Raw genomic sequence first — 22,303 nt, 5'->3', positions numbered from 1 at the left:
TGCCGGGGATACAATTCAAGGAAACTCAGTAGAATTATTCAACGATAAGCCACAATCGCCAATGATGGTAGCAATGAATACAATGGGATATGACGTCTGGGCATTTGGAAATCATGAATTCAACTTTGGATTAGATACATTGAAAAAAGTTAGTGAGCAATACAAGGGAAAGACGTTAGCAGGAAATATTTATAAGGAAAATGGAGAGCGTTTTCTTCCTGCATATACGATTGTTGAAAAAGGTGGAATTAAAGTCGGGATTATTGGTATGAATACACCAATGATTAGTGATTTTGAAAAAGGGACAGATCATTTGGATGGTTTAGTAGTGAAAAATCCAGTAGAAGAGACAAAAAAGGCTATTAAAGAATTAGAAGATAAAGTAGATGTAATGGTAGGGATTATGCATATGGGACTAGAAAATGAGAATGGAATCCCAGGTACTGGTGTTCAAGATATTGCGAATGCTTGTCCGGAACTAAGCGCTATTTTTGCGGCTCATATGCATAAACTTGTAAAAAAAGAAGTTGTAAATGGCGTAATTATTACAGAACCAGATAAATACGGAACGCATATTTCACGTATTGACCTTACTTTTACAAAGCAAGATGGGAAGCTTGTTTTAAAAGATAAAACAGCTACCGCTATACCTGTAAAAAATGCTGATGGAACTACAGTATTATCTGATTCTACACTTGAAGAAACACTAACACCTTTTCATGAGTATGCGAGAGGAGATGCAAATGTTGTAGTCGCTCAATTAAAGGGTAGAAACCTTGTTCCTGAAAATGAAATAAAGGGTATTCCAAGTGTGCAGATTCAAGAGACACCTTTATCAGATTTCTTTCATGAGGTCATGCTCCATTACAGCAAGGCGGATGTAGTAGCCCATCAAATTGATAATGATTATGCCCGTTTGGATATAGGTCCTATAAAGAAGAAAGATATTGCGTATAATTATCAATATGCTTTGGGAGAAATTACAGTATATAAGATAACTGGAAAAGATTTAAAAGACTATATGGAATGGGCAGCAGGATATTTTAACTCATCTCGTGCCGGAGATGTAACAGTTAGCTTTGATAAAAACCGTCGTGCGTCTAAATACAGTACGAACGATTTCTTTGGAGGCGTAAAATACGAAATTGACTTAACAAAACCATATGGTAGTAGAATTACAAATTTACGCTCTATTCGTACAAATAAACCAATCAAAATGAGCAATGTTATGACGCTAGGAATGAATGCGTATAGAATGGAGGCTCTTCAGGCAAAAGGGGGAGCTTTAGAGGGACGTAAATTTGAACAAACTTGGTCATCTAAACAAGAGAATGCATTCGGAGAAACAGGTGGAACCATTCGTAACCTTGCTATTACATATTTAAAAGAGGTAAAGAACGGTGTATACACGCCAAAAGTTATGCATAATTGGAAAATTACTGGTGTAGATACACATTCTTCAGAGCATAAGGCTGTAGTTGATCTTGTAAATAAAGGGATTTTAGAAATCCCAAAAACAGAAGATGGAAAATATACAAATATAGCATCTATAAATACTAAAGATTCAATTACAAAAGAAGAGATTGTAGCACTCTCACAAAAAGCTAATATTAATCCAAATCAGTTTAATCATGTAAAAAGAAAAGGTGAATTTTACAAAAAACTTAGTAGGATAATTAAATAAATATAAAAAAGATGGCTCTCGTGCAAAAAACTATTCAACTTGGACATACCATTATCCTAAAAAGTTTGTGATCGGTATGGAAATATAGAGAATCATCGGTAAAAAATCCCCTGGATCGCTTTAAAAATTCAGGGGGTTTTTCATTTGAATAATTATTGTTTCATTTCTCACTATGTATATTTATAATATGCTTTAAAAGAACATACCTTAAGTTAATAACATGTAATAGATATGTCCTTTTCTATATTTAAATGGGGAGAAAAATTTATCTTTAAAAGATATTTTTGACAAGATAAAAAAGCCTGAAACTCATATAAGACTTCAGCAGTCTCAAAACGTTCCAATCCATGCAGCTATAGACATAAATAACAAAATTATATTGAAAAATCTAACTTGTATATGCGTTGCCTCACTAAAGTATTTATCTACTATTCTTAAAATAGTAAAGAGTGGTTTTTTATGTTGTTAATAAGATATAAGTGTACTTTGATTAGAATGAATATAGATAATTAACAACTAACCAATTGGATGAGCACCTAAAAGGGCTCATTTTTTATTTTATCGACCACATATATGTAATTTTACATAATATTACATAAATTTTGTATTTTCTCTTTTTTTCGACATAAATAGACAGTATACTTTGTACAAGCTTTCTATTTCAAAAATTATACGAGGTGAAAAAATGAAAAACACAAAGACATTAACTAAAGTAGCATTAACAACAGGATTAGCTTTAACAGCTGTGGCACCATACGGAATAGGTCATGCAGAGGAAACAGATCAATTACAAGTTCAAATTCAGGAGGACTCATTCCGTTCAGGTGAACTTACACAACCGTCACAAAAAACACCAGAGAATGTAGTAAAAGATGCTCTTAAGGAGAAAGCTGAACAAGCTCTTTCTCCAAAGCAAGTCAATGGAGAAACAGGAGTAGATTATAAAGTTCTTCAAAAACGTGGTTCGTATGATGGAACAACACTTGTGCGTATGCAGCAAACATACGAAGGAAAAGAAGTATATGGCCATCAATTAACTGCACACGTAGATAATAAGGGTGTTATTAAAAGTGTTTCAGGCGATAGCGCGCAAAATTTAAAACAAGAAGAATTGAAAAAGCCTATTAATCTATCAAAAGATGAAGCGAAACAATATATTTATACGAAATATGGGAACGATATCAAGTTTATTTCTGAGCCAGAAGTTAAGGAAGTTATTTTTGTTGATGAAAATAATGGACAAGCTTCAAATGCATATCAAGTTACATTTGAAGCGGCAACACCAAACTATGTTTCTGGAACTTATTTAGTAAATGCACAAAATGGTGATATGTTAAAAAATATGGTACAAGAATCTAACTTAAAAGCAAGTGAAAAACTAGTTGGAGCTTTAAAGGAAAGTAAAAAAAGCAGTCTTACATCATTAACTGGAACAGGAAAAGATGATTTAGGTATATCTCGTTCATTTGGTATTTCTAAACAAAGTAATGGCAAATATGCACTTGCTGATTATACAAGAGGGCAAGGAATTGAAACATATGATGTGAATTACAGAGATATTACTAAAGAAGAAAGCTATTATCCTGGTACACTAGCAACCAGCACTTCAACAACATTTAACGATCCAAAAGCAGTAAGTGCTCATTACTTAGCAACAAAGGTATTTGATTTTTATAAAGATAAATACAAGCGTAATAGTTTTGATAATAAGGGACAAAAGGTAGTTTCAGTTGTACATGCTTGGGATTCTGAAGATACGAACGATCCGAAAAATTGGCAAAATGCATTAAGTGCTAATAATGGAAGTATGCTTGTATATGGTGATCCTATTGTCAAGGCATATGACGTAGCTGGACATGAATTTACACATGCTGTTACTTCTAGCGAATCTAATCTTGAATATTACGGTGAACCTGGTGCGATTAATGAGGCGCTATCTGATATTATGGGAACATCTATTGAGAAATACGTAAATAATGGAACCTTTAACTGGACAATGGGCGAACAAACTGGATCTGTTTTCCGTGATATGGAAAACCCAGCTTCTGTTCCATCTTCACTTGGAGTACCGTATCCAGATGATTACAGTGAATTTAACGATTTTAATGGATGGGATCAAGGTGGCGTTCATTTTAATTCAAGTATTATTAATAAAGTTGCGTATCTCATTGCAAAAGGCGGAACTCATAACGGAGTAACTGTTAAAGGAATTGGTGAAGATAAAATGTTTGATATTTTCTATTATGTAAATACAGATGAGTTAAACATGACATCTAATTTCAAAGAATTGAAATCAGCATGTATTCGAGTGGCAACTAATAAATATGGGGCGAATACAGCTGAAGTTCAAGCAGTTCAAAAAGCATTTGATGCAGCAAAAATTAAGTAAGTTAGAAATATAGTTTTCATTCATATATTAATACGGTATGAAAAACAGCTAATGTCACTTTAAGGATAGTAGCTGTTTTTTTTATGTGGCAATGCATTAGTGAAAATAAACTTACTAAGTAATAGTCACGCTGTCTATCTCCAATAAGTTGCGACAAATATATAAGGTTTAAAGTGTATAAAACAGAAAATTAATAATATATTGACCTCTTAATAGAAAGTGCTATAGAATGAAAGCGATAACAAACGATTGCTTTAAAATGATTGCCCTGATCTTTTAGTATTTACAAATATATGAAGGCATAAAGAAATCTATTTTTTTAAGTTTTAATGCAAACGCTTTCGTATTAAAAGATCGTTGAAATGCATACGTGAAATAGCCAATATGGGGGTGAAGTAAAAGAGATTTCTAGATTAATTTAAGCAGTGTAATTTAGACGAGCATAATAAATCGCTCGTACTATTTAAAGAGAGGGTGTATGTGGTGCAAATGACAAAAAAACTAATTAACAAATCAGTTTTATTACTTACTATAATCGTTATGTTATCATCTGTTTTCTCTTTTCAGAATGTGAAGGCAGTTTCAAATTCAAAAACAACTGAAATTATCATTCATTACAAAGAGCAGCCTGGAAATACAAAAGACTGGAATCTTTGGATGTGGGGAGAAAATGCAAATGGTAATTCATATGAATTTACTGGTGAAGATGAATTTGGAAAGTACGCAAAAATTAAAATAGATGGTGACTATAATCGTGTAGGCTTTATCATTCGTACAAATGAGTGGGAAAAAGACGGTGGAGATCGTTGGATTGAAAATATAAAGGACGGTCGTGCTGAAGTTTGGGTTCTTTCAGGCGATGAAAAGGTATATGATTCTAAGCCTTCTTCTGATCTCTCTATTCAAAAAGCGACTATTGATAGTTTCAATGAAATTACTGTAACGACTAATGTCCCGTTTAATAGTAAGGAACAGAAAATTGAAATTGAGGGCATTAAAATTAAGGAAATTAATTCTTTTGATAAAAATGGTGGCGATATTACTAATAAGGTCAAAATAATTACGGAACAGAAACTTGATTTAAAACAAACTTACAAAGTTAAAATAGAAAACTTCGCCTATGCGAATACTGAAATCGGTAAAGTCATTCGTAGCGAAGAATTTGATAATCTATTTTATTATAGTGGTAATGATTTAGGGAATGTACATACTCCGCAACATACAAAGTTCCGCTTATGGGCTCCTACTGCGAGTGAAGCGAAGTTAGTTACATATAAAAAATGGAGCGATAAAGTAGGTACTGAAATAAACATGCAACAAGGTGAAAAGGGAACTTGGAAAGCAGAACTTAAAGGGGACCAAAAGGGACTCTTTTATACGTATAAGGTGAAAATTGGGGATAAGTGGACTGAAGCGGTTGATCCGTATGTGCGTGCTGCTTCTGTAAATGGAGATAAAGGTGTCGTCGTTAATTTAAAAGAAACAAATCCGAAAAACTGGAAAGTAAACAAAAAACCGAAATTCAAAAGTCCGGAAGATGCTATTATTTATGAATTGCATGTACGCGATCTTTCCATTCAACCTGAAAGTGGTATTAAGCATAAAGGGAAATATTTAGGTGTAACAGAAAAAGGAACAAAAGGGCCTGAAGGTGTAAAAACAGGACTTGATCATATGAAAGATCTTGGTGTTACTCACGTTCAGTTTTTACCGATATTTGATTATGCTTCAGTAAATGAAGAGAATTTAAATGAACCACAATATAACTGGGGATATGACCCGAAAAATTTCAACGTCCCAGAGGGCTCCTATTCTACAAATCCTTATGAGCCGACTGTTCGAATAACTGAATTAAAACAAATGATTCAAACACTGCATGATAATAATCTTCGTGTTGTGATGGATGTAGTATATAACCATATGTATAATGCCGCTGAATCTAATTTTCATAAATTAGTTCCAGGTTATTATTATCGTTACAATGAAGATGGAACACTGGCAAATGGAACTGGTGTAGGAAATGATACCGCTTCGGAACGAAAAATGATGAGGAAATTTATGGTGGATTCCGTCACATACTGGGCAAAAGAATACAATTTAGATGGATTCCGTTTTGATTTAATGGGTATTCATGATTATGAAACGATGAATGAAATACGTAAAGGTGTTAATCAAATTGATCCTTCTATTATTCTGCATGGAGAAGGCTGGGATTTAAATACACCTCTTGCAGCTGAATTAAAAGCAAATCAAAAAAATGCGGAGAAAATGAAAGGGATTGCTCATTTTAACGATAATATACGTGATGGATTGAAAGGTAGCGTATTTGAGGAAAAAGAAAATGGTTTTGTAAATGGAAAGCAAAACATGGAAGACCGTATTAAAAAAGGCATTACGGCAGGTATTGACTATGATACAAATTCGTCTACTTATCAAGATCCAGAGCAGGTGCTAACTTATGTGGAAGCACATGATAATCATACATTATGGGATAAACTTGAGCTAACTAATCCAGGTGAAAGTGAAGAAGTGCGAAAACAAATGCACAAATTATCTTCTTCTATTTTATTAACATCACAAGGTATTCCATTTTTACATGCAGGACAAGAGTTTATGCGCACAAAATATGGTGATCATAACAGTTACAAATCTCCTGATTCAATTAACCAGATGGACTGGTTGCGCCGTGCAGCATTTAATAATGAAGTAGATTATATGAAGGGCTTAATAGATTTACGGAAAAAGTACCCAGCTTTTCGAATGACTTCTGCAGAACAAATTAAAAAGTATGTAGCTTTTATCGATGTTCCAAAAAATGTTGTAGCTTATACAATAGATGGAAAGGGAAGTGGGAATAAAAGCGAATACTTTATGGTGGCTCACAATGCAAATAGGGAAGCCGTTGACATAACACTTCCATCGAAAGGTCCATGGAAAGTGCTAGTAAACGAGAATCAGGCGGGAAGTAAAACACTTTACGTTGTCCATGACAATAAAATTAAAGTTCCTGCATTAAGTTCACTAGTTTTAAAAATAGAGAAACCGATTAAATAAATGCAAAAAGCGAAGTGACGGTTGTTCTCACTTCGCTTTAAAAGTTAACTTAATATAATTTCACATACTGTAATTATATTACAATTTAATAAACAAAAAGAGAAGAACTCACCAAGGTTCTTCTCTTTTTTATATGTAATTAGGGTTTCCATAACTGTAGATATGGATGGTGTAAATTAATGGATGAATAATTTACTCTTAAAATTATAACAGAACAATTAAAGATTTTTATATGTAATATTGCATATAAAGGGTAAACAACAATAATTTCTTTTCATAAAAATAAGCCCCTGGTGAAAATGATGAGTACCCCTTTTCCATATGAAATGAACTTGGTATAAAATGAAAGATTACAAGTATAAGATTCTATACTTAGTAATCCCTCACTTTAAGGTATGTCTTTGGGGAAGTGAGGGGAGTTCAATCGATTCTGAATAAAATTGATAGTATCAGTTGCAATTTTTTTACGTTTAAGAACAATCCCAGCATGTCCACATGTATAAATATATCGCGTAGGTCTTTCCCAGGATTCCCACAAATAGTCCGTATCCTCAGGATGCACATATAGATCGTGCTTGCCTGAAATTAATAAAATATTTTCTTTTTTCACTTTTGGTAATGCTTGACTCGGTTCAGTGATTTTCCAATAATTTATTAAATCATCATACGTTACACCATGATGTTCCAAGTCTTCTCTAATAAATTTACCTGGATTTGTCTTCCAAATCGAATAAGAAAGTCGATTCGCGTAGAAAATGGATGCTAATACATCAATCTCTGGTTCAACAAGAGATGTTAAGTTAGTAATAACCCCACCTAAACTGACTCCTATTAAAATCAAGGGGCCATTTTTATTTGCTTTAATCCATTTAATCAAAGCTCGTAAATCAGCTACCGCTTGTCTAGTGGCTTGTACAGTTCGTTCAATATTGGCACTTACCATGTACTCTCCACTGAATAAGGATTGGTTGGGTTTTCTTTCAAAATGATAGGGTAGAGTGAAATAATACATATTCCACTTCAAGTTGGTCATATGGTCGTGAAATATTTTTTTTACACGTTCGTTAGAATCCATTCTCCAACCGTGAACAAAGATGACATGAGGTGCATCTGCATTTTTATGTAAAAATAATTCCCCAGTCACAGAGTCGTTGCGTGAATCACCAGATTGAACCGAGCTTTTATATTTGAATTGTCCCACCATGTATTCTTTTTCCTGCTTTGAATGCTTAATGTTAAAATGAATATCAGATGGTTGTATTTTATAAAAAAATTCTATGTCCTTTATATATAGTGAGGTGTTAGAAAGAGAAGTATACTGAAACTCGACACTTCTTTTTTTGTGCAAATCATACAAGGCATATCGATCAATGAGTTTTGAAAAAATCAAATTAACCCCCTCCAAAATACATATTGTTTTAAAACATGGATAAAATTTATGTTTTCTTTATGCTGTTAATTAATTATAAAAACAGGTGATAAATTTGTATATTATATTATAAAGCTAGTAATAAAATAAAACTATAAATAATTTATACAAAAATCTAAAAAACAAGTTAATATTCTCATTCATATTAGAGAACATTAACTTGCTTATTTTCGTATCAAAAGATACACCGTTTGAAGTAACGTGATTTATATGAAAGACAATGTGTCAATTTATATATCTTATACAGTGATAGTTACTATAATTTCCGAAGCCAATAGTCAATTAACCATACAATCTATGTCTTTTTGGTATATAAATAGCTATATTCATTAAAGAAAGAGTTTTAATCCTTCATGAGAATCTTTAAACCCTAATTTCTTATAAAATTGCAAAGCTTCTTGTCGTTCTTTATCTGTTGTTAACTGTACTAAATGACAGCCTCTTAATTTAGCCCGTTGAATAGCCCATTTAATAAGTTTATTTCCTATACCTTTACCACGTTTTGATGAGGCTGTCCGTACACCCTCAATTGTAGCTCTCCAACCCCCTTGACGTGCAATGTAAAGCGTAAATGTAATTTGTTGAAGACCAATAATCTCTGTCCCATCACATGCTACAATCAACTCGTTATTTGGATCACAATCAATAGCATGAAATGCTTTTATATAACTATCAGGGAGTGGTGTTTCATAGCGCTCTCTTTTATTTCCTAAAACATCATCAGCAAGCATTTTTACAATTTCATCTAAATCCTCTGCCGTTGCAATCCTAAATGTTAAAGTTTCTGTCACTATCAAAAAACCTCCTTAATGTATGCACTTGTTACTTTTATTTTACTTGTTTAAATACAATAGGTTAAATTATAAAATATTATGAGTCTCTATAACTTTTTCTTATAGATAGCATAAAAGCCTAACTTATAAAATTATAGGTTAGGCTTTTTAACACAATATTATTATTAAAAATCCAGCCAACTTCAATAAACCTCCATATTCATTAATGGATTTTTATATTTAACAAACACACATATAACCATTCAAATAGGGTACTTTTTATTTGTTGTATAGCAATTACATAATAAGCATAGATTTGTATGCTCTCATTCAATGAATCTTAACTCTATGTATGTGGACTACCTCCTTACCAATATTCAAAAACGATTGCGTTTTTGAATTTGTGTTCCGGTTTTCTTGACCAGGTCAATGAATAACTACACATAAACTCCTTATATCTCTAGATAAACTACCGATTAGCTCCATATAGACTCTAGATAACCTATATAGAATACAAGTTATCAAGGAGGTAAGAAAAAAATGAACTTTATGAAACGAGCAATTCTCAGTATGAAAAAAAGAGTAGGTACATCATTAATTTTGATGGCAGTCTTCCTAATTGTTACAAATTTAGTGTTGGCAGGATTTACAATCCAAAATGCATCAAAAAAAGCTGCGGATGCAGCAAGAAAAAAACTGGGCGCAGATGTTACTTTAGGTCTTGATTTTGATAAATTAGGAAAACAAGCAAGAGAAACTGGAGAAGCGCCTAATCCGCCGCAGCTCAATACAAAAGAAACAGATCAATTAGCGAAGTCCAAGTATGTAAAAGACTATAATTATATAACCCATAATTTCGGAATTGCAGATGGATTTAAATTAGTAGGAGTTTCAGAGGGAGAAGGAAAAGGAAAAGGTAGCGTTGCAATGGTGGGAGGATCAGGTTCAGGTTCAGAAATAGATATGAATTCTTCTCTTATGATAGAAGGAGTTCGCAAGACTTTATTACAAGAAAGCTTTAAAAATGGAAAAAGTAAAATCATTGATGGGAAACCAATTACAGAACAGATGAAAGATCAGAATGTAGCTTTAATGGAAAAACGATTAGCGGAACAAAACAATTTGAAAGTAGGAGATAAAGTTAAAGTTCAATCAGGGGATAAGAAGGAAACTCTTGAAGTTGAAATTATCGGTATTTACGAAACGAATGAGCAACCAATGGGTCAAAATCCCCCACCTATGATGAATCCAGCTAATAAACTATATATGCCTTACTCTACTTTAAAAAAATTAGAAACAGATGAAGGTATGAGTAGTAGTATTCAAGTTGTGTATTTATTGAACGATCCACAATACATTGATGCATTTAAACAAGAAGCAAAAAAATCTGATATTGATTTTAATTATTTTAAGTTAGATGCACATGATTCGTTGTACAAACAAATGATTGGGCCTATCGAAAATATCTCATCTACTTCTCAAATGATTATTTATATTGTATCAATTGCAGGTGCGATTATATTAGGGTTAATCATTATGTTATCGATTAAAACACGTCGTAAAGAAATGGGGATTCTATTGTCCATTGGAGAAAAAAAGTGGAAGCTGATGGCGCAGTTCGTAGTAGAAGTAGTATGTATCGCTATTTTAGCATTTGGATTATCCATAACAACAGGAGCTAAAGTTTCTCAATATATAGGGGATAATTTACTTTCAAGTGAAGTTGCTACAGCAAGCGAAGAAACAGACACCCCACAAAATGGTACTGTAATGATGTCTGGACCTGGTGGTACTCTACAAAATCAAAAAGAAGATCCAATTGATAAAATTGATGTAAGTGTAACAGGAGAAGATGTAGGGAAAATGGGGGGGATTGGACTAGCTATTGCTATATTAGCAACGCTTCTTCCAGCATTATCTATTCTACGCTTAAATCCAAAACAAATTCTTTTAAAAGATGAATAAGGAGGCTCGATATGGAGACGATTTTACAATTTAAAAACTTAGATTATTATTATGAAAGTAACGGGAAAAAAGTAACGATACTAGATAATGTTAATTTTTCTTTTCAAAAAGGGCATTTCTACACTATTTTAGGGCCCTCTGGATCTGGTAAAACCACAACTCTTAGCTTAGGTTGTGGGCTGGATATACCTAAAAATGGTTATGTACTGTATAATGGCAAGGATATTCGAAAAATTGGTTTGGATCGATACCGTAATCAAAATGTATCTGTAATTTTCCAATCTTATAATTTGATTACCTATATGACTGCTCTTCAAAATGTCCTAACAGCAATGGAAATTACGGGTGTTAAAATGCAAAATAAAACGGCAAGGGCATTAGAATTATTAGAGAAAGTAGGACTCACAGAAGTAGAAGCGAAACGAAATGTCCTGCAACTAAGTGGGGGGCAACAACAGCGTGTAGCAATTGCTCGAGCATTATCTTGTAATGTTGATTTACTGATTGCGGATGAGCCAACAGGAAACCTCGACGAAGAAACGGCAATGGATATAATAGAACTGTTTCAAGAACTTGCACATAAAGAAAATAAATGTATTATTGTTGTGACGCACTCACAGGAAGTTGCTAAAAAATCAGATCGTGCAGTCTATTTAAGTAAGAAGAAGTTGGTAGTAAACGAAATCTAATATAAACACTCTAACTTTTTAATTCACATAATTTTCGAAAATTAGTTTCTTCAAATATTAATATTTGATATACAATAAAACCAAGCCATAATCAAAATGGTCTCCCTGCTTTGAATGTTAAGATAGTTTGTTGTTCCTTTTTTAACAATATTTGAAAAAGAACTTGTAGCATATTCTACAGGTTCTTTTTGTTATGATCGGTTTACTATATCATTGAAGAATTGCATATAAAAAACGGGACAGTATCTAGATGTATGATCTAAATACTGTCCCGTTTAACTGTTTATCTGTATAGTTATTGAAGAATTAAACTTACAATCATAATTAAACTAAATACTATCATCCAACCAAACGCACAATAGCCGAAAATTCTAATCCATTTAGGTAATTGATTCATGTTAACTTTATTTGTGGGAACTCCTTGCATAGAAAACATCATTTTTTGATCTCTATCTCTATTATTTTGTTGTTCATACATAACATCATCACCTTTCTAGAACTATTGTGTTTATAGTATATCAGCCTGAAGATAACTAAGTACAGAATATTCGACAAAATAAAAAATGATTCGACGATTATAGTGGATATAAGAAATTCATGTAATGTACCTCTCAAAAAGGTTGGTAAAAACTTCTTTCTACTTATACCGATGGAAATTATGAAGGTGGATGGAGGGCTTTATTTTTAATGTGTAATCTGTTTTTCAGTACAGCATACTATATTTCAAAAAACTAAAATTTGATTACTTAAAAGCTATATATTCTAAAGTATATGCTCATTTAAAACATAGTAAACCTTTACCAAGAGTTGCTTTTAATTAGGGATTGAACAATTGTGGATAAATATACCAGGGGAAGGACTAACTTACATCTTATGTGATATATATTATAAGTAAAGGTGTTTGATTTTCCATGGCTCTAAGCGCTAACCATTTGGAATAAAGATGTAATGTATCAGTTATACTATGTAATATTTCTTCATTACAAAATATGGTGGTAAGTATGACTAAGCAAACAATTACTTTATTTCAAGTTTCTATGATACTCATTGGTAGTATAGGGATAATTAATCATGTCATTATGATTCCTATGTTATTAGATACCTCGGGTAGAGATTCGTGGATCTCTATCATATTAGTAAGCATTATATACTTGATTTGGATTTCATTAATATTCATCGTATATAAAAACATAAAAAATGAACATTTGTTTTTGTGGTTAAAAAATAATTTCGGGAAATTCAGTGTATATCCAATCATATTCATAGTTGTACTTTATTTAATAACAATTGGTGTCGTTGCACTAAAAGAAACATTAACCTTTTTCTCTTTTTATTTACCAGAAACCCCTCACTTTGTATTAGGAATACTTTTTTCAATGATTTGTCTCTATAATGCTACAAGAGGAATTCAATCTATTGCACTTACAACAGGTGTTTTGTTACCTATTGTATTTCTACTTGGTTTTTTTGTAATGTTTGCAAATGTTCCACATAAAGATTATTCTTTACTTCAGCCAATGATGGAAAATGGAATGAATCCAGTATTTAGGGGGATGGTTTATCCTGCAGCAGGATTTCTAGAGTTAATTTTTATTCTTTTTTTACAACATCACATTTGTTCAAAAGTCAAATTATATCAACTGATTGCTTTGGGTATTGTTATTATTGGTATCACAATAGGCCCAGTTATGGCAGCAATTATAGAATTTGGTCCTTTCGTAGCAGCAAACCAACGATATCCAGCATTTGAAGAATGGAGACTTGTGTCAATAGGAAGGTACATTGAAAATTTAGACTTTCTCTCCGTGTATCAGTGGCTTGTAGGGATCTTTATTCGTCTATCACTTGTTGTTTTTCTTATTCCAGATTTGTTATCAATTACAAATCGGAAAACGAGAAATGGGATTATGTTTGCAATACTTTCATGTATTGTAGTAATAAGTATACTCCTCATCAGTGACTCTAGTTTCTATTGGTTTGTGTCTCAAATTGTTTTACCAGTTTCAGCATTAGGACTATTTTTGTTTTCTATCTTACTAATAGTGTTTGTATGGGTTGTTAAATATAAGAAAAGCTCTTGAAAGAGTATGAGAATATATTTCATATAAGGTTGCTGAGTTTGAAGGAGACAACGTAGATGAACAAACGAGTAGAATTAGACGAGAAGATAATACTAGAGTGGTTTGAGGGATGCAACGATGTAAAAGTAATAAAGCGTGAATTCGATGAGACAGAAAAAACGAGGTCAGTATTGTTTATGTATTGTCAAAGCTTAATTGACAATACAAAATTAAAACAAGCCACATCATCTCAAGTTTGCAAAGAACTTTTAAGTAATTCGATAGAAGAATTTAACCTTTCAACATTAATTCCCCAGTTATCAGTAAAGAAATTAGATATAGTAAATTCGAATGAAACTATCTCTCGGATTATATTTGAAGGTAACCTCCTCATTATTTTTGAAGAATCTAAACAAGGGTATATAGTTGATATTGCCCAAATACCTACAAGATCAGTTGAACAAACAAATACAGAGATGACCATTCGTGGTGGGCGTGATGGATTTGTTGAAGAGTTAAACACCAATATAGGATTAATTAGAAAAAGATTAAAAACGAGTTCTCTTAGTTATGAAGAATTTATTATTGGAGAAAGAACACAAACTAAAGTAGCACTCTTGTATTTAAAAGACATCGCATCCCAAGATATCATTAATCAAGTTCGATTAAAATTAAGACAAATTAAAATAGACGGGATTGTTTCAAGTGCACAAATTGAAGAATTAATCACAAACAATCAATTTAGTGTATTTCCTTTAGTTGAATATACAGGGCGCCCTGATTATGCTGTGAATTGTTTGTTGTATGGGCGTTTTATTTTACTAGTTGAAGGGTCACCAACAGCCACTATTGCACCAGTTACATTTCCTTTTTTTGTGAATACATCTGAAGATCAAGATTTTTTCTATATATTCGGTAGCTTTGTACGACTTGTAAGTCTTTTGGGGATAGCAATTTCTATATTTCTCCCAGGAATTTGGATAGCACTAATTACATATCATCCAGATCAGATTCCCTATACGTTGTTAGCTACATTAAGCTTATCAAGAGAAGGGATTCCTTTTCCTGCTCCTTTAGAAGGGCTAATTATGATGACCTTATTTGAAGTTTTGAGGCAAGCAGGCTTGCGTGTTCCTGCCGTATTTGGTCAAACATTATCTGTTGTAGGGGGATTAATTATTGGACAAGCTGCTATTAGTGCAGGAATTGTTTCAGCATCTATGGTCATTATAATAGCAATCTCGGTTGTTTCGACATTTGCTTTAACTAATCAGTCAGTAACAGGGATAATAAGTATATTGCGATATATAGTATTCCTAGTATCTTCTTTATTAGGCATAGTAGGGTTTATCTTTTGTGTCCTTGTGATGGTAATACATGTAGTAAATTTACGCTCTTTTGGAGTTCCATTTTTCACACCATATTCCCCCCCTGTGTTTAAAAGTATGCTAGCAGCCACATTTAGAATTCCTTTCACGTATATGAAAAAAAGACCTAAAGAATTGCATCCTCAAGATAATACAAGGAAAAGAGAGAGTACCGATGAAGAAAAATAAAAGAATAGTTATATTTCTTTTTATGATGTGTACATTTCTAACAGGGTGTTGGGATCAAAGAGAGTTGCATCACGTTTTGTATATAAATAGTCTAGGTATCGATTTTAAAGATAATAATTATATCATCCGTCCGCAATTTATTAATTTTTCTAACATAGCTAAACAAGAAGGGAGTACTACCCGTGATTATAGCCAGGCCTATATTGGAAAGGGAAAAGGACCCATTTTAGATGAGGCAGCATTTGATTTTTATAAAGGTGCTCAACAAGAAATCTCATGGGAGCATCTCAAAACAATTGTTGTAACAGAGAGATTTCTAAAACATGGTGACTTAAATCAATTTAATGATTTTTTCTCTCGTTTTTTTCAATTTCGAGATACTATGTGGATATTTGGAACTAAGGAACCTTTAGAAAATATATTAGCGAACAATAATATTTTAAATATTTCTCAATTATACACAATCATTAATTTACCAAAAGAGATAACCAAGCAATATACAATAATAGATCCTTTACCTTTATATAAATTCCAAAGAAATTATTATGAACCCGGGATGACAACTCGCATTCCTTTCTTAGCTACGACTAAAACATATTGGAAAAAAGGGCATACATCATTTCCAATGTTAAAATTTAGTGGTTATGGTTTTATAAGTGATAAATCCTATATAAATCATTTAAACCACCATGATATTGCTGGGGTTCGATGGACGGATGAAAATACCAAACGAGCTCCATTACTGTTAAAATTTAACGAAAAAATCATTGGACATATAGTATTGAAAAATCCAAAGATAGATACAAAGCATTTTATTAAAAATGGAAAGTTACGCATGCTTATGAACATCCATTTCGATGCTGATATTTTTCAATTAATAAATTCTATGCCTGTAAATGATATTAAAAAAATTGCAGAGGACCAAGTTGAAAAAGAAATAAAAAAAACGTACCGAAAAGGAATCGAAAAAGGGATTGACACGTATCAGTTATCACATTCCTTATATCGGCAGAATTCTAAATTGTGGAAACGATATAAAAAAGAGGGAGGGATATCCCTTCAAAATAAAGAATTAGATTTAAATGTCTCGATTAATATAGCTACAAATGGAAAATCTAAAAATATGCGTAATATGATTGAGCATTAGAATGGTTGAAGATGAAAGGAAACGTAAAATATTAACTCTAAATAGGAGATTCGAACGTGAAAGACCACTACGATGCGGCGGCGCCTTCTTTAGGGCTGAGATGAGAGTTCGGTCAGATCAGAAGGAGGCTTTTGCCTCCTTAGTTGCCTGAAAACACGCTTATACTTCTGTCTTTAAAACTATATGCGCTGTAAAGTAGGAGCAGTTCAATGATTTATTATTCTTTATTCGTTACTTTTAAAGCATCTAACACTATTTTGGTTGCGTCTGCAATAAGTTTATCATCGTGTTTCGCATCCTCTTTAGCATGATTAGAAAGTATCGCAAGAACAATCGGCTTTTTATTTGGTGGCCAAATGATTGCGATATCATTTCGGGTTCCATAAGAGCCAGAGCCAGTCTTATCGGCTACTTCCCATTCTCCTGGAACTCCAGCACGAATTAAGTTGTCCCCCGTAGTATTCCTTTTCATCAAATCTATTAAAAAATTCCGTTTCTCAGTTGAAAGTATATCACCTAGCGCGTAAGTTTGAAGACTAGTAGCCAATGCCTTTGGGGTACTAGTATCATGAGTGTCTCCTGGTTGCACTTCGTTTAATTCTGGTTCAAAACGTTCAGGATTTGTAACAGTATCTCCTATTTCTCTCAGTGATTTTTTGAATTCACTTGGCCCACCTAATTGTTTAAGAATAAGATTTTGTGCAGTATTATCGCTATATCGAATGGAAGCATCCGCAAGCTCTTTCAGAGTCATACCTGTATCTACATATTTTTCTGTAATTGGATTGTAATTAACAAGATCTTCGCTAGTATACTTAATTCTTTGATCTAAAGCTTCTATGGAATTCTTTTGTAACAGTGCTCCAACAGCAAGGGCTTTGTGGGTAGATGCGTATGCAAACCGTTCATCTGAACGATAAGTAACAGTTTGATTCGTACCTGTGTCCAATGCATAAATACCAAGTTTAACATCATATTCTTTTTCAAGTTTAACAAAAGAATGACTACCTGAATTTTCTTGTTTGGTTTGTTTCGGTGGTTCGGATTGGATATTACTATTGGAACAGCCTATAAGCGTTACACATGAAAGTAATACTACAGGTAGCATCTTTTTATAATGTGCAATGTGAAAAAACTTCTTTGAAACTATCATACATTTTCAACCTCTTTCAAAAATTTATGGATTTTGTATAGGTATTTTACATACCGATGCAATTAGCAAATGTACAGGATAGCACTCCTCTTGTATTTCTTGCATTACAAAATGAGAGAACTACCAAGAACACCTTTTTTATACGTAATAGACAATCTAAGTAATACATTTGTTCCATTTATGATTAAGGTTTTTAATATATCCATTAACTTTGTTTTTAAGCATCGCAAAATTCATTTTTTTGAACTTCACTTAATTTAATAGGGATTTAGATTGAGTTTCCCTCGTAATGGGAATTTCAATTGGATTGCGCATATATAACAACCTCGTTTCGGACAGAATAAGTAATAACAACTACTGATTTCATTTTAAGTGAGGTGTTATACGATACATACGACAAAACAAAAAAGACTTATGGTGCAAAGTATAACTACATTTAGTCTACTAATAACGACTATCTTTACACCCATGCTTATTTACCTTGTTTATGGATTACAGATTTCGAAAGGCTTTGAGGGATACTGGCCATCAATCTTGTTTTATACAACCTATATGACGGGTGTATTTATCTGGATACCTATTGTGAATAAGGCTGGGATTCACCGCTCCTTATATTGGGCTGTTTCTATTCTGATAGTATCATTACTTAGTGTTACTTTCTTTGGATGGAGTTCAAGATGGCTAGAAATAAGTGCGTTAGTTTCTGGTTTTGCAGTTAGTACAATTTCTACCATGACGAGTACTTTATTGTTTCTACATGTTGAAGGCGGGGGAAAGATTTATAATAAAAATCAACAAGCGATTATTATTGGTATCGTTTTTCTTTTACTGATCATTATATTGTTAGCAATTAGTTTTCTATCACCGTCGCTGATAACATTCATATATGGGATTTGTTTAATCAGTATCCTTTTTGCTATAAAAAAGATGCCGAAAACGGAGTTAGCCAAAGGTTTTTTACCTATCTCCATCGTATCGGTAGTAGGAAAGTTTCTTTTTGTCTCAATGCTTATTCTTTTGATACGAATAAGTCGTAACATAAATAATGAACAATATATTTTCTGTTTTTTTCTACTCTCTATAGCGCTTATTTGTTTCATGTTTTTGAGTTTGTTGAAAGGAAAGTTCTTTCATAAACTTTCATCTTCTTTACCAATTCGATTAAAGGCAGAATCATTTTTACTTGGATTAGGAAATGGATATTTATTTTTGATGGGTATTTTTTATAGTTTTACTTTCTATAACATGTTAACCTGTATTTTCATTGTAGTTGGCCCATACCTATTAGGGATTTTGATGTCCATATTTTTAGATATCAAAGCTGCTAAGAAAGTTAATCCAATCCATTTGTTTTTAGTATGTACTTTAATCATGATATTCGGGTTTTATTCTCCACTATTTATAGTCCTTAGCGTTACATTTGGGAGCTATGCCATTAATAGTATTTCTTCTCAAAATAATATGAAAGTATATATGGTGAATGCTACACATAGAGAGCTTTCTTTACTCATTTACACAACATGGAGAAATATAGGGAATATATTTTTACAATTTTTTATATTGATTGTGATTGTGGGAGTAGGGTTCTTTTACGATGTCGAATGGTCGCAACTTTTTCAAACAATTGTTGGGAAGAGTCAAATACAGATTGAAGGGTTATCCGTACAACGATTGATGTTTATGTTAGCAATTTGCTGTTGGCTGGGCATGGTGGGCTTAGGTATGTGGATTGGTAAAAAAGCTAATCCCAATATTACTTAAAAAGTAACAATACTAAAACTACAAAAAACAAAGAAACTCGTCCTACTAAGAGGGGAGTTTCTTTGTTTTTTGTTTAGATAATGGAATGTTCATGCAAAATTGTACACTATGTTCCATATTTTTTATAGAATATTTTATATTTAGCGTTTCAAGAATTTGTTTAACAATATATAAACCTAAACCACTTCCTCCAGTATTTCGATTCCTTGATTTTTCAATTCGATAAAATGGTTTGAAAATTTGTTGTATATCTTCTTCTTTAATATTGACACCTGTATTCATGGTTTGCATTTTGATTTGACCTTGTTCAGAATCCTCACTTAACTTTATATAGACTTTTTCATTATGTGGTGAATACATAACCGCATTATGGATAATATTTTTACATGCTTTTTCAAAAAGAACACGATCTGTATAAACAGAAAGGTCAGAATCAATTTCTTTTATTATTTGGATGCTTTTTTGAGAAGCAAAAAATTCGAGATCTTTTGTGATTGTACCTATTAACTTTGAAAGATTAACTTCTTCTATTTTTAGTTTAAAGGTGTGTTGTTCTAGTTTCGACACGCTTAAAATTTCACGAACTAATTGTTCCATACTTTCAATAATTTGATGATTTTTCTTTAAATATTGATCACGATTTTGATAAGGACCAATATTGTATATCATCCCTTCTAAGTAGCCTTTCATTACAGTAAGAGGGGTCTTTAATTCATGTGCTACAATCGCAAAAAACTCTCTGCGTTTTGTTTCTATTTCTCGTTCTTTTTCAATATCATTTTTTAATTGTTGATTTGCTTTTTTTAAATCAAACATAGCTTGTTGTAAGTTAATAGACATGTCATTCAGACTATTAGATAATTCCCCCAACTCATCTGTAGAGCGAACCTCAATTTTTTCGGAGAAATCTAAATTTGCCAACTTTTGTGCACCCTCATTAATATAAATAAGTGGTTTTGTAATAAACCTGGAATAGAAATAAGCACTCCCTACACCAATTACGAGTACAATGATACTAATATAGGGGAGAAAGCGTACTAAAACCTGTGAAGCTTCATCAATTGGTTGAAATGTAGCAAAGACTATAAGCGTTAAACTACCATCTTGGAATTGAATTGGTTTCGTAACGTTATATGAATTGCTAAGGGTACCTGCATTCTCGAACCGTGTCGCTCTAGTAACTACTGTTGTTTGCGAACCACTTTGAGTAAAAGAAAATGAAGGAGAGTATTTAATTATTCCCTCATTATTTTGAAGATAAAGCATCGCATTATTTTTTTTTGCATATTCATCAAAAAGTGGTTTCGCATCTTGAAACGTAAGATCTTTAGACTTATCAATGATTTCTTTTATCCCTGTTTGAAGTTGATCTGTTTTGTATTGCTCATAAAACGTAGGGAGAAAGAAGTATAAAGTTAAATAAATCAATACTGCAAAGGATAACAAAATGAGAGAGGTAGTCATAAAGAGTTTATAAGTAATTTGCTTCATCTTCATGATTTTCACAATACTATTCATCAATTTTATAACCAATACCCTTTATTGTTTTAATGTAAGGGATAGCTAACTTTTTACGTAGGTTTTTAATATGTGTATCAATTATTCGTGTTTCTCCAAAATAATCGTACCCCCAAACTTTTTCTACGATATTTTCTCTTGTGAGTACTTTTCTCTCATTTTGAAATAGTAGTTGTAGAATTTCAAACTCTTTTGTCGTTAATAAAATTTCAACTTCATTTACATATACTTTATATGCATCAACATCGACACGCACTTCTTTAAAAACTAAATGATTATTTACATTTTTATCATAACTTCTTCTCAGTACAGCTTCGACTCGTCTAATCAAAACATGAAACGAAAAGGGTTTTGTTATATAATCATCGATTCCAAGATCAAACCCTTTCATTTGATCTTCCTCTTCTTCCAATGCAGTTAGCATAATAATTGGTACGTTTGACTGACTTCGGATCATCTTGGATACTTCAAATCCATTAAGATTGGGCATCATTACATCTAGAAGAATTAAATCAAAGGATTGCTTATTAAACTGTGTCATACCCTCTAATCCATCTGATGCGACTACCACTGTATACTGTTGTGTCATTAAAAATTGTTTAATTAATTCCTGAATTTCTTGATCGTCCTCTACCACGAGAATATGAAAGTTCCTCATAATATCACCTCTGGTAGTCATTATAGCCTTACTATGTGGAGTTTATGTGGAGATGTATTACAAGACTTCACAGGACGTTTATCGTGTCAGCTCCACGTTCAAGATTGTGTGTTATCAGCTAATAGCCACATTACTTTTTTATGGATAAATAATTGTATGAAAATATACTTTTACTTCTTTACCAAGAGGAGAAAAGGAAATGAATTTCAATATAAAAGAAGCTACTGTAATTCTAGAGCGTGTGCCACAAACTTTGGAGTTTCTTTATCTAGTTTATCTGGCGAATGACTACATTGTAATGAAGAGGAAGGAACTTGAAATGCATTCGAAGTAGTTGAGCATTTAATTGATCCGGCGAAAAACAAATGGATTCCAAGGCTAGAATTAATTCTCCGGGAAGGTGAAAATAAATCCTTTACTCTGTTTGATCGTTATTCTCACATAAATAACAACTCTCTTGGTAAACC

15 protein-coding genes are annotated in these 22,303 nt (G+C 32.5%); 9 read left to right on the top strand and 6 right to left on the bottom strand.

Going from position 1 to position 22,303, the window contains the following annotated elements; translation table 11 throughout:
* The 3 genes from ACFVQC_RS21195 to pulA all read left to right on the top strand — a co-directional run.
* Positions 1-1,684 (top strand): bifunctional metallophosphatase/5'-nucleotidase (locus ACFVQC_RS21195; protein WP_377899169.1); only part of this gene is annotated, 1,684 nt, incomplete at its 5' end.
* A gap of 685 nt (positions 1,685-2,369) precedes the next feature.
* Positions 2,370-4,073, top strand: coding sequence for a M4 family metallopeptidase (locus ACFVQC_RS21190; RefSeq protein WP_377899168.1), 1,704 nt, complete (start codon positions 2,370-2,372; stop codon positions 4,071-4,073).
* 483 nt (positions 4,074-4,556) lie between these two features.
* On the top strand, positions 4,557-7,127 hold the full coding sequence (gene pulA, locus ACFVQC_RS21185; protein WP_377896256.1) for a type I pullulanase: 2,571 nt from the start codon (positions 4,557-4,559) through the stop codon (positions 7,125-7,127).
* Between the two features lie 388 nt (positions 7,128-7,515).
* On the opposite strand, the gene ACFVQC_RS21180 is transcribed toward pulA, so the two are convergent.
* Together ACFVQC_RS21180 and ACFVQC_RS21175 are read right to left on the bottom strand one after the other, a co-directional pair.
* A complete protein-coding gene (locus ACFVQC_RS21180) occupies positions 7,516-8,517 on the bottom strand; it encodes an alpha/beta hydrolase (RefSeq protein ID WP_377896255.1) in 1,002 nt (333 codons plus the stop codon).
* Positions 8,518-8,885: 368 nt separating this feature from the next.
* Positions 8,886-9,347 (bottom strand): GNAT family N-acetyltransferase, encoded by a 462-nt coding sequence (locus ACFVQC_RS21175; protein WP_377899166.1) that lies wholly within the window; start codon positions 9,345-9,347, stop codon positions 8,886-8,888.
* Positions 9,348-9,869: 522 nt separating this feature from the next.
* Between ACFVQC_RS21175 and ACFVQC_RS21170 the strand changes: the two genes are divergently transcribed.
* Together ACFVQC_RS21170 and ACFVQC_RS21165 are read left to right on the top strand one after the other, a co-directional pair.
* Entirely contained in the window at positions 9,870-11,294 is a 1,425-nt protein-coding gene (locus ACFVQC_RS21170) for an ABC transporter permease (protein ID WP_377899165.1), read from the top strand.
* Positions 11,295-11,305: 11 nt separating this feature from the next.
* Positions 11,306-11,983, top strand: coding sequence for an ABC transporter ATP-binding protein (locus ACFVQC_RS21165; protein ID WP_070143056.1), 678 nt, complete (start codon positions 11,306-11,308; stop codon positions 11,981-11,983).
* A gap of 295 nt (positions 11,984-12,278) precedes the next feature.
* Here ACFVQC_RS21165 and ACFVQC_RS21160 read toward each other — a convergent pair whose 3' ends face one another.
* Positions 12,279-12,461 carry a hypothetical protein gene (locus tag ACFVQC_RS21160; RefSeq protein WP_377894622.1) on the bottom strand — a complete coding sequence of 61 codons (183 nt, stop codon included), beginning with the start codon at positions 12,459-12,461 and terminating at the stop codon, positions 12,279-12,281.
* 523 nt (positions 12,462-12,984) lie between these two features.
* On the opposite strand from ACFVQC_RS21160, the gene gerXB reads away from it, so the two are divergent.
* The 3 genes from gerXB to gerXC are packed head-to-tail and all read left to right on the top strand — an operon-like array spanning position 12,985 to position 16,746.
* Positions 12,985-14,064 (top strand): spore germination protein GerXB, encoded by a 1,080-nt coding sequence (gene gerXB / locus ACFVQC_RS21150; RefSeq protein WP_377899164.1) that lies wholly within the window; start codon positions 12,985-12,987, stop codon positions 14,062-14,064.
* A 56-nt stretch (positions 14,065-14,120) separates the two neighbouring features.
* On the top strand, positions 14,121-15,599 hold the full coding sequence (gene gerXA / locus ACFVQC_RS21145) for a spore germination protein GerXA (protein WP_377899162.1): 1,479 nt from the start codon (positions 14,121-14,123) through the stop codon (positions 15,597-15,599).
* The gene (gene gerXC / locus ACFVQC_RS21140) at positions 15,586-16,746 is read left to right on the top strand and encodes a spore germination protein GerXC (RefSeq protein ID WP_377899160.1); all 1,161 of its coding nucleotides are present in this window, start codon (positions 15,586-15,588) and stop codon (positions 16,744-16,746) included. Before gerXA ends, gerXC begins: the two co-directional genes overlap by 14 nt.
* A 217-nt stretch (positions 16,747-16,963) precedes the next feature.
* Here gerXC and bla read toward each other — a convergent pair whose 3' ends face one another.
* Entirely contained in the window at positions 16,964-17,899 is a 936-nt protein-coding gene (gene bla / locus ACFVQC_RS21135) for a class A beta-lactamase (protein WP_377899159.1), read from the bottom strand.
* 468 nt (positions 17,900-18,367) lie between these two features.
* Between bla and ACFVQC_RS21130 the strand changes: the two genes are divergently transcribed.
* Entirely contained in the window at positions 18,368-19,660 is a 1,293-nt protein-coding gene (locus ACFVQC_RS21130; protein ID WP_377899179.1) for a hypothetical protein, read from the top strand.
* 45 nt (positions 19,661-19,705) lie between these two features.
* Here ACFVQC_RS21130 and ACFVQC_RS21125 read toward each other — a convergent pair whose 3' ends face one another.
* On the bottom strand, positions 19,706-21,178 hold the full coding sequence (locus ACFVQC_RS21125) for a sensor histidine kinase (RefSeq protein WP_377899157.1): 1,473 nt from the start codon (positions 21,176-21,178) through the stop codon (positions 19,706-19,708).
* Positions 21,171-21,836, bottom strand: coding sequence for a response regulator transcription factor (locus ACFVQC_RS21120; RefSeq protein ID WP_377899156.1), 666 nt, complete (start codon positions 21,834-21,836; stop codon positions 21,171-21,173). The genes ACFVQC_RS21125 and ACFVQC_RS21120 overlap by 8 nt, the downstream gene beginning before the upstream one ends.
* Between the last annotated feature and the right edge of the window lie 467 nt (positions 21,837-22,303).

The organism is Bacillus sp. NPDC057893 (assembly GCF_042796455.1).
Taxonomy (GTDB): domain Bacteria; phylum Bacillota; class Bacilli; order Bacillales; family Bacillaceae_G; genus Bacillus_A.
Note: the sequence above shows the minus strand (reverse complement) of the source record. Positions and strands in the feature narration are given on the sequence as shown.